We start from the raw sequence: 6,439 nt of genomic DNA on the forward strand, positions 1-6,439 counted from the left end.
ACACTTCATTCGAATTCACGCACATCCGGAGGAACGACATGAAGGTGCTCGAACGCGCGACGGCAGACGATATCGGCGATCGCATCGACGCGCTCGACTGGGCCGATCTCGAAGCGCAACTCGATAGCTTCGGCTGCGCGACGGCGTCGGCGCTTTTTTCGCGCGACGAATGCGAGGCGCTCGCGGCGCTTTACGATCGCGACGGCATTTTTCGCAGCCGCGTCGTGATGGAGCGCCACGGCTTCGGGCGCGGCGAATACAAATACTTCGCGTATCCGTTGCCGGGCGCGCTCGAACGCGTGCGGCGCGCGGTGTATCCGCATCTCGCGCCGGTCGCGAATCGCTGGAACGAGGTGATGGGCATCGAGACGCGCTATCCGCGCGAGCATGCGGCGTTCATCGAGCGCTGTCATCGCGCGGGGCAGACACGGCCGACGCCGCTCTTGCTACGTTACGTGCCCGGCGATTTCAACTGTCTGCATCAGGATCTCTACGGCGAGCACGTCTTTCCGATTCAGATGGCGATCCTGCTTTCCGCGCCCGGCCACGATTTCACCGGCGGCGAATTCGTGATGACGGAGCAGCGTCCGCGCATGCAGTCGCGTGCGGAAGTCGTACCGCTTTTGCAAGGCGATGCGGTGTTCTTCGCGGTGCATCATCGGCCGGTGCAGGGCACGCGCGGGCCGTATCGGGTGAACATGAAGCACGGCGTGAGCCGCCTGCGCTCGGGACGCAGGCATATGCTCGGGGTAATTTTTCACGACGCGCAGTGAGCGCGCGCACTGTCGGGCTTACTCGTTCTCGTCGAAGTAATGCCCGAAGCGCGCCTGCTTCGTCTTGATATAGCGCTCGTTTTCCTCGCGCATCGGGATGGCGAGCGCGACGCGTTCGCATACGGGAATATCGTGCCTGAGCAGCGTGTCGAACTTCGACGGATTGTTGCTCATCAATCGCACCGACTTCACGTTCATGGAACGCAGGATCGCGGCGGCGGAATCGTATTCGCGGGCGTCGTCGGGCAGGCCGAGATGCAGGTTCGCATCGACGGTATCGAGCCCCTGTTCCTGCAGCGCGTATGCACGGATCTTGTTCGCGAGGCCGATGCCGCGCCCTTCGTGGCCGCGCAGATACAGCAGAATCCCGCGAGCCTCCGCGGCGATATAGCGCAATGCCAGATCGAGCTGCTCGCCGCAGTCACAGCGGTACGAGCCGAAGACATCGCCGGTCACGCATTCGGAGTGCAGGCGCGTCAGCACGGGTTCGCCGCTGCTCACGTCGCCCATCACGAACGCGATGTGCTCCACATCCGTGTGCTTCACGCGATAGACGTACGAAGCGAAAGTGCCGTAGCGGGTCGGAATGGTGGCGGTCGCCACGAGTTCGACGTCCGCGCACTCGTCGCACTCGCCGAAGCGGTGTTGCGGGTTCTGCACGTCCTGCGTAGGAGAAGCGGTTTTCATAGTCAATCTGCGAGTCCACGACGCCGGACGGCGGCTGCATTTTTGCGCCAGCCCGGTTCGTCATGTTAAAGCCCATCGGGAAAGTTTGCAGATTGTCTCACGGCGCGCGCGCGTTCCCGCGCTTTACCGTACGGTCTTTCGCTTCTACGCGGGTTGGTCGAAGGTGCCGGGACTCTTGTCCGTCGCGCGCCATTCGGGCTTGCGCACCGGATCGGCCTTCTGAAGCGCCGCGCGCAGGCCGGCGGCGTCGAGATCGGCGGTGTAGACGGGCGTCGCGGGCTGCTGACGCCAGGAATCGTCGATCTGGCCGGCATCGACCGGATCGAAGCCGATCTCATCGACGAGCTTCATCACGACGGCCTTTGCCTGCGCGTCATCGCCCGCGACCGGCAGCGCGATGCGGCCCGGCGTTCCCGGCGGCTTGCCGCGGTTCTTCAGGTGATCCGCATAGATATTGTTGAACGCTTTCACGACCGGCCGACCGATCTGCTGCTCAACCCAGCGGCTCTCGGGCGTGCCCTTTTCGATGCCTTCGATCCGCCCGTCGCGCTGCTGCGGATAGTAGTTACCGGTGTCGATCACGACGACGCTCGCCGGCACGCCCGCAAACATATCCGTCGGCAGGTTCGGCACCTTGGCTTCGGGAATCGTGACGACGACGACTTCGGCGTCCTTCACCGCGTCCCGCGCTTCGACGGCCTTCGCGCCGGTCTCGCGCTCGATATCCGCGAGCGACGCCGGGCCGCGCGAGTTCGCGATACGCACGTCATGCCCTTTCTCGGTGAAGCGCAGTGCCAGCACCGAACCGATATTCCCCGCTCCGATGATTCCTATTTTCATACTGCCTCCTTGAAATGAAAGTGAAAGCGACCAAGTCTGTTTAAGGAACCTGCGAAGGCGCATGCAATCAGAATGCCTTGTGCGGGAAAACGCCAAAATATCGCGTCGATAGCCCGGCGCTATCCCGACAATAAAATCAATCCACTTCGCAAGTACGATAGCTTTCCTGTATAGTTCACTTACTTCTTCAACACCACTCCAAAAGGAAACTGGTAATGCCCATCATCAACAGTCAAGTCAAGCCGTTCAAAGCAACCGCCTATCACAATGGCGAGTTCGTGACCGTCACCGATGAAAGCCTGAAGGGCAAGTGGTCGGTGTTTGTGTTCTACCCGGCCGATTTCACGTTCGTCTGCCCGACCGAACTGGGCGACCTGGCTGACCGCTACGAAGAATTCAAGAAGCTCGGCGTGGAAATCTACTCGGTTTCGACCGACACGCACTTCACGCACAAGGCATGGCACGACACGTCGGACACGATCCAGAAGATCAACTATCCGATGATCGCCGACCCGACGCTCGCGATCTCGCGCAACTTCGACGTTCTGATCGAAGAAGAAGGCCTGGCGCTGCGCGGCACGTTCGTGATCAACCCGGAAGGCGAGATCAAGCTGTGCGAAGTGCACGACAACGGCATCGGCCGCGACGCTGGCGAACTGCTCCGCAAGGTTCAGGCTGCTCAGTACATCGCGAAGAATCCGGGTCAAGTGTGCCCCGCCAAGTGGACGCCGGGCGCTGAAACGCTGACCCCGTCGCTCGACCTGATCGGCAAGATCTAAGTCTCGTACTTCACGAGCGCTGTATCGAACTTGCCGCGGTTCTGCGGCAGGTTCACCCCAAAAAACGTGTTCGTCCGGCGCTGCGAATTTCGCAGCGCCGCGGCGGAACACGTCTGCAATATCCCAAGTCAAGGAACGGACATCGCCATGCTCGACGCCAATCTCAAGAATCAATTAAAAGCGTATCTGGAAAAAGTCACCCGGCCGATCGAACTCGTCGCCTTCCTCGACGACAGCGACAAGTCGCGTGAGCTGAAAAGCCTGCTCGACGAGATCGCTACGCTGTCTGAGCGGATCAGCGTCGTCGAGAAAGAGGACGCCAGCGTGCGTCGTCCGTCCTTCACCATCGGCGAGGCGGGCAAGGCTGCGGGCATCCACTTCGCCGGCATCCCGATGGGCCACGAATTCACGTCGCTCGTGCTCGCGCTGTTGCAAGCCGGCGGCCATCCGATCAAGCTCGACGACGCCATCATCGAGCAGATCAAGAATCTCGACGGCGACTTCGCGTTCGAGACGTATTTCTCGCTGTCGTGCCAGAACTGCCCGGAAGTCGTGCAGGCGCTGAACGTGATGGCGATCATCAACCCGCGCATCAAGCATGTCGCGATCGACGGCGCGCTGTTCCAGCAGGAAGTCGAGGAACGCCAGGTCATGTCCGTGCCGATGATGTTCGTCAACGGCGAGAGCTTCGGCTCGGGCCGCATGGGCGTGAAGGAAATCCTCGCGAAGCTGGACACGGGCGCATCGGCGCGCGCGGCGAAGGAACTCGAGAACAAGCCGGTGTTCGACACGCTGATCGTCGGCGGCGGTCCTGCCGGCGCGGCGGCGGCGATCTATTCGGCGCGCAAGGGCATCGCGACGGGCGTCGTCGCCGAGCGCTTCGGCGGTCAGGTGCTCGATACGATGGCCATCGAAAACTTCGTCTCCGTCAAGGAAACCGAAGGGCCGAAGTTCGCCACGGCGCTGGAGCAGCACGTCAAGAGCTACGAAGTCGACATCATGGACGTGCAACGCGCCGAGAAGCTGGTGCCGGGCCGCATCAATGAAATCCATCTCGCGAGCGGCGCGGTGCTGAAGGCGAAGACCGTGATTCTGTCGACCGGCGCGCGCTGGCGTGAAATCAACGTGCCGGGCGAGCGCGAGTATCGCGGACGCGGCGTGGCGTACTGCCCGCACTGCGACGGCCCGCTCTTCAAGGGCAAGCGCGTCGCCGTGATCGGCGGCGGCAATTCGGGCGTGGAAGCGGCGATCGACCTCGCGGGCATCGTGTCGGCGGTGACGCTGATCGAATTCGGCAACGAGCTGCGCGCCGACGCGGTCCTGCAGAAGAAGCTGCGCAGCCTGCCGAACGTGACGATCGTCACCGAGGCACAGACGACCGAAGTCACCGGCGACGGCAAGAAGGTCGACGGCATCACGTACACGGACCGCGCGACGGGCGCGAGCCATCACGTCGAGCTGGAAGGCGTGTTCGTGCAGATCGGCCTCGTGCCGAACACCGAATGGCTGAAGGGCGTAGTCGAGTTGTCGAAGCACGGCGAGATCGTCGTCGATGCGAAGGGCGCGACCTCGCTGCCGGGCGTGTTCGCCGCGGGCGACGTGACGACGGTGCCGTACAAGCAGATCGTGATCGCGGTCGGCGAAGGCGCGAAGGCGGCGCTCTCGGCGTTCGACCATCTGATCCGCGCGTCGGTGGAAGACGAAGCAGTGGTCGAAGAAGAAGCGGCGGCCTGAGCATCGTTCAGGCGTCGTGGTGACCGGAAGGCGGACGGGGCGACCCGTCCGCCTTTTTTCGCTTATTGAGCGTCGGAAGCCTTCGGTTCCAGCACCATCGGGAACGTCACTTCGAACACGCTTCCGCGCCCTTTCGACGACTGGAAGCGCAGTTCCCCTTCCAGCGTGCGCGACAACTCCTTGACGATCGCAAGGCCGAGCCCGGCGCCGGGAATGTCGTCATCGGCGGCGCGCTCGAATTCCTCGAACACGCGCTCCTGATCCGCCACGCTGATGCCGACGCCCGTATCGGCGACGCGCAATTTCCAGCGCTGATCGGGCGCGGCGGCGATCGACAGTGCGATCTCGCCCGACGACGTGTACTTGATCGCATTCGACAGCAGATTCAGCGCGACCTGCTTCACCTTCAGCCGGTTCGACGTCACCTCACCGAGCGCCGGATCGAGATGGCCGATCAGCTTCAATCCCTTCGATTCGGTCGCGACGCGGCAGGCTTGCATCAGCTCGTCGAAGAGACCGACGAGATCGAACGGCTCGACCGTCAGCACCGAATCGTCGCCCAGCACTTTCGAATATTCGACCATCTCGTCGACGAGCGACGCCATGTCGGCGACTTGCCGGTTCGCCAGTCCGAGCGCCGTCTCGCGCTTCGCGGCCGAGCGCGCGGCCAGTTGCAGCGCCGTCGAGAACACGTTGAGGAAATTGCGCAGATCGTGCGCGACGCGCCGCGTGACCTGCATGCGCGTCTCGTACAAATCGCTGATGAGCTTTTGCCGCAGCGTCAGCTCGTAGTTGGCGCGCTCCAGCATGCCGGTGTATTCGTCGATCTTGCGATCGCGCTCGCCGATCGCCTCGCGAATCGACGCCAGCGTGACGAAGCTCACGACTTCATCGGTCATGAGGCGCGCGTGCTCTTCGTCGGCGCGCGAAAGATCGTCATGGGCGCCCGCGTATTCGCCGATCGCGAGCAGCAACACCTGACGAAAAAGATCGAGTTCGCGCACGAGTTCATCGATACGGTAGCCTTGCTGCCAGCGCCATTGCCCGTGTTGGCGCGCGTCGCGCTCGATCGCGCCTTCCTGGTCGCGCAGATTGCGCGATTCCAGCACGATGCAGATTTCATCGAAGATGCTCGGCAGATGATCCGCAAGCTGCCGATACGTGAGCTGATCCGAATGTTCGACTTCCTGATCGCCGAACACGAGCTTCATCCAGCGTTCGGTGAGCGCGTCTTGCTGCGCGCGCAGCGCGTCCACGAGACCCTTCAAGCCGCCGACTGACGTGTCGCTCATCTGCGAGTCCCCGAGTGCTTAAGGCGCCGGAGGGCGGCGCGAATGATGTTCGTGATATGCATGCGAAAGCAAGTTCCGATATTGCCTGGAACCGCCCGCGAATGCTTCGCAAGTATAGGCGCGATGCCCGCGCGAAAGGGACATATCCGAGTTTTTTCAATGACTCGCGTGCACATCGGATTCAGCGTTCCATTCAAAGGCCGTCGCGCGGCTTTGGATCGGCGCGGCCCGCGCATCTAGCAGGCTGTTGAAATACCCTCTGCGTGGGTCATCCGTGCGCAAGGGAGAAACGTTGATTCAAGGAATCGAACGACACTGAGACCGAAACGATGCG

The 6,439-nt window shown here is 62.4% G+C and carries 6 protein-coding genes; 3 read left to right on the top strand and 3 right to left on the bottom strand.

The window, feature by feature from the left end:
• Positions 1-38: 38 nt before the first annotated feature.
• Positions 39-773 carry a 2OG-Fe(II) oxygenase gene (locus tag QCE49_RS30450; protein ID WP_033537062.1) on the top strand — a complete coding sequence of 245 codons (735 nt, stop codon included), beginning with the start codon at positions 39-41 and terminating at the stop codon, positions 771-773.
• Between the two features lie 18 nt (positions 774-791).
• Here QCE49_RS30450 and ribA read toward each other — a convergent pair whose 3' ends face one another.
• Both ribA and QCE49_RS30460 read right to left on the bottom strand, forming a co-directional pair.
• A complete protein-coding gene (gene ribA / locus QCE49_RS30455) occupies positions 792-1,460 on the bottom strand; it encodes a GTP cyclohydrolase II (protein WP_008352974.1) in 669 nt (222 codons plus the stop codon).
• Positions 1,461-1,604: 144 nt separating this feature from the next.
• Positions 1,605-2,363, bottom strand: a complete 759-nt coding sequence (locus tag QCE49_RS30460; RefSeq protein ID WP_284508315.1) for an NADPH-dependent F420 reductase — start codon at positions 2,361-2,363, stop codon at positions 1,605-1,607.
• A 152-nt stretch (positions 2,364-2,515) separates the two neighbouring features.
• Here QCE49_RS30460 and ahpC point away from each other — a divergent pair, with 152 nt between their 5' ends.
• Positions 2,516-3,079, top strand: coding sequence for an alkyl hydroperoxide reductase subunit C (gene ahpC / locus QCE49_RS30465; protein WP_008352971.1), 564 nt, complete (start codon positions 2,516-2,518; stop codon positions 3,077-3,079).
• Positions 3,080-3,226: 147 nt separating this feature from the next.
• Positions 3,227-4,813, top strand: a complete 1,587-nt coding sequence (gene ahpF, locus QCE49_RS30470) for an alkyl hydroperoxide reductase subunit F (RefSeq protein WP_250456867.1) — start codon at positions 3,227-3,229, stop codon at positions 4,811-4,813.
• 62 nt (positions 4,814-4,875) lie between these two features.
• Here the strand turns inward: ahpF and QCE49_RS30475 are convergent, their stop codons facing one another.
• The gene (locus QCE49_RS30475) at positions 4,876-6,105 is read right to left on the bottom strand and encodes a sensor histidine kinase (RefSeq protein WP_250456868.1); all 1,230 of its coding nucleotides are present in this window, start codon (positions 6,103-6,105) and stop codon (positions 4,876-4,878) included.
• Positions 6,106-6,439 lie beyond the last annotated feature (334 nt).

It is taken from the genome of Caballeronia sp. LZ008 (genome assembly GCF_031451435.1).
GTDB classification, from domain to species: Bacteria; Pseudomonadota; Gammaproteobacteria; order Burkholderiales; family Burkholderiaceae; genus Caballeronia; species Caballeronia zhejiangensis.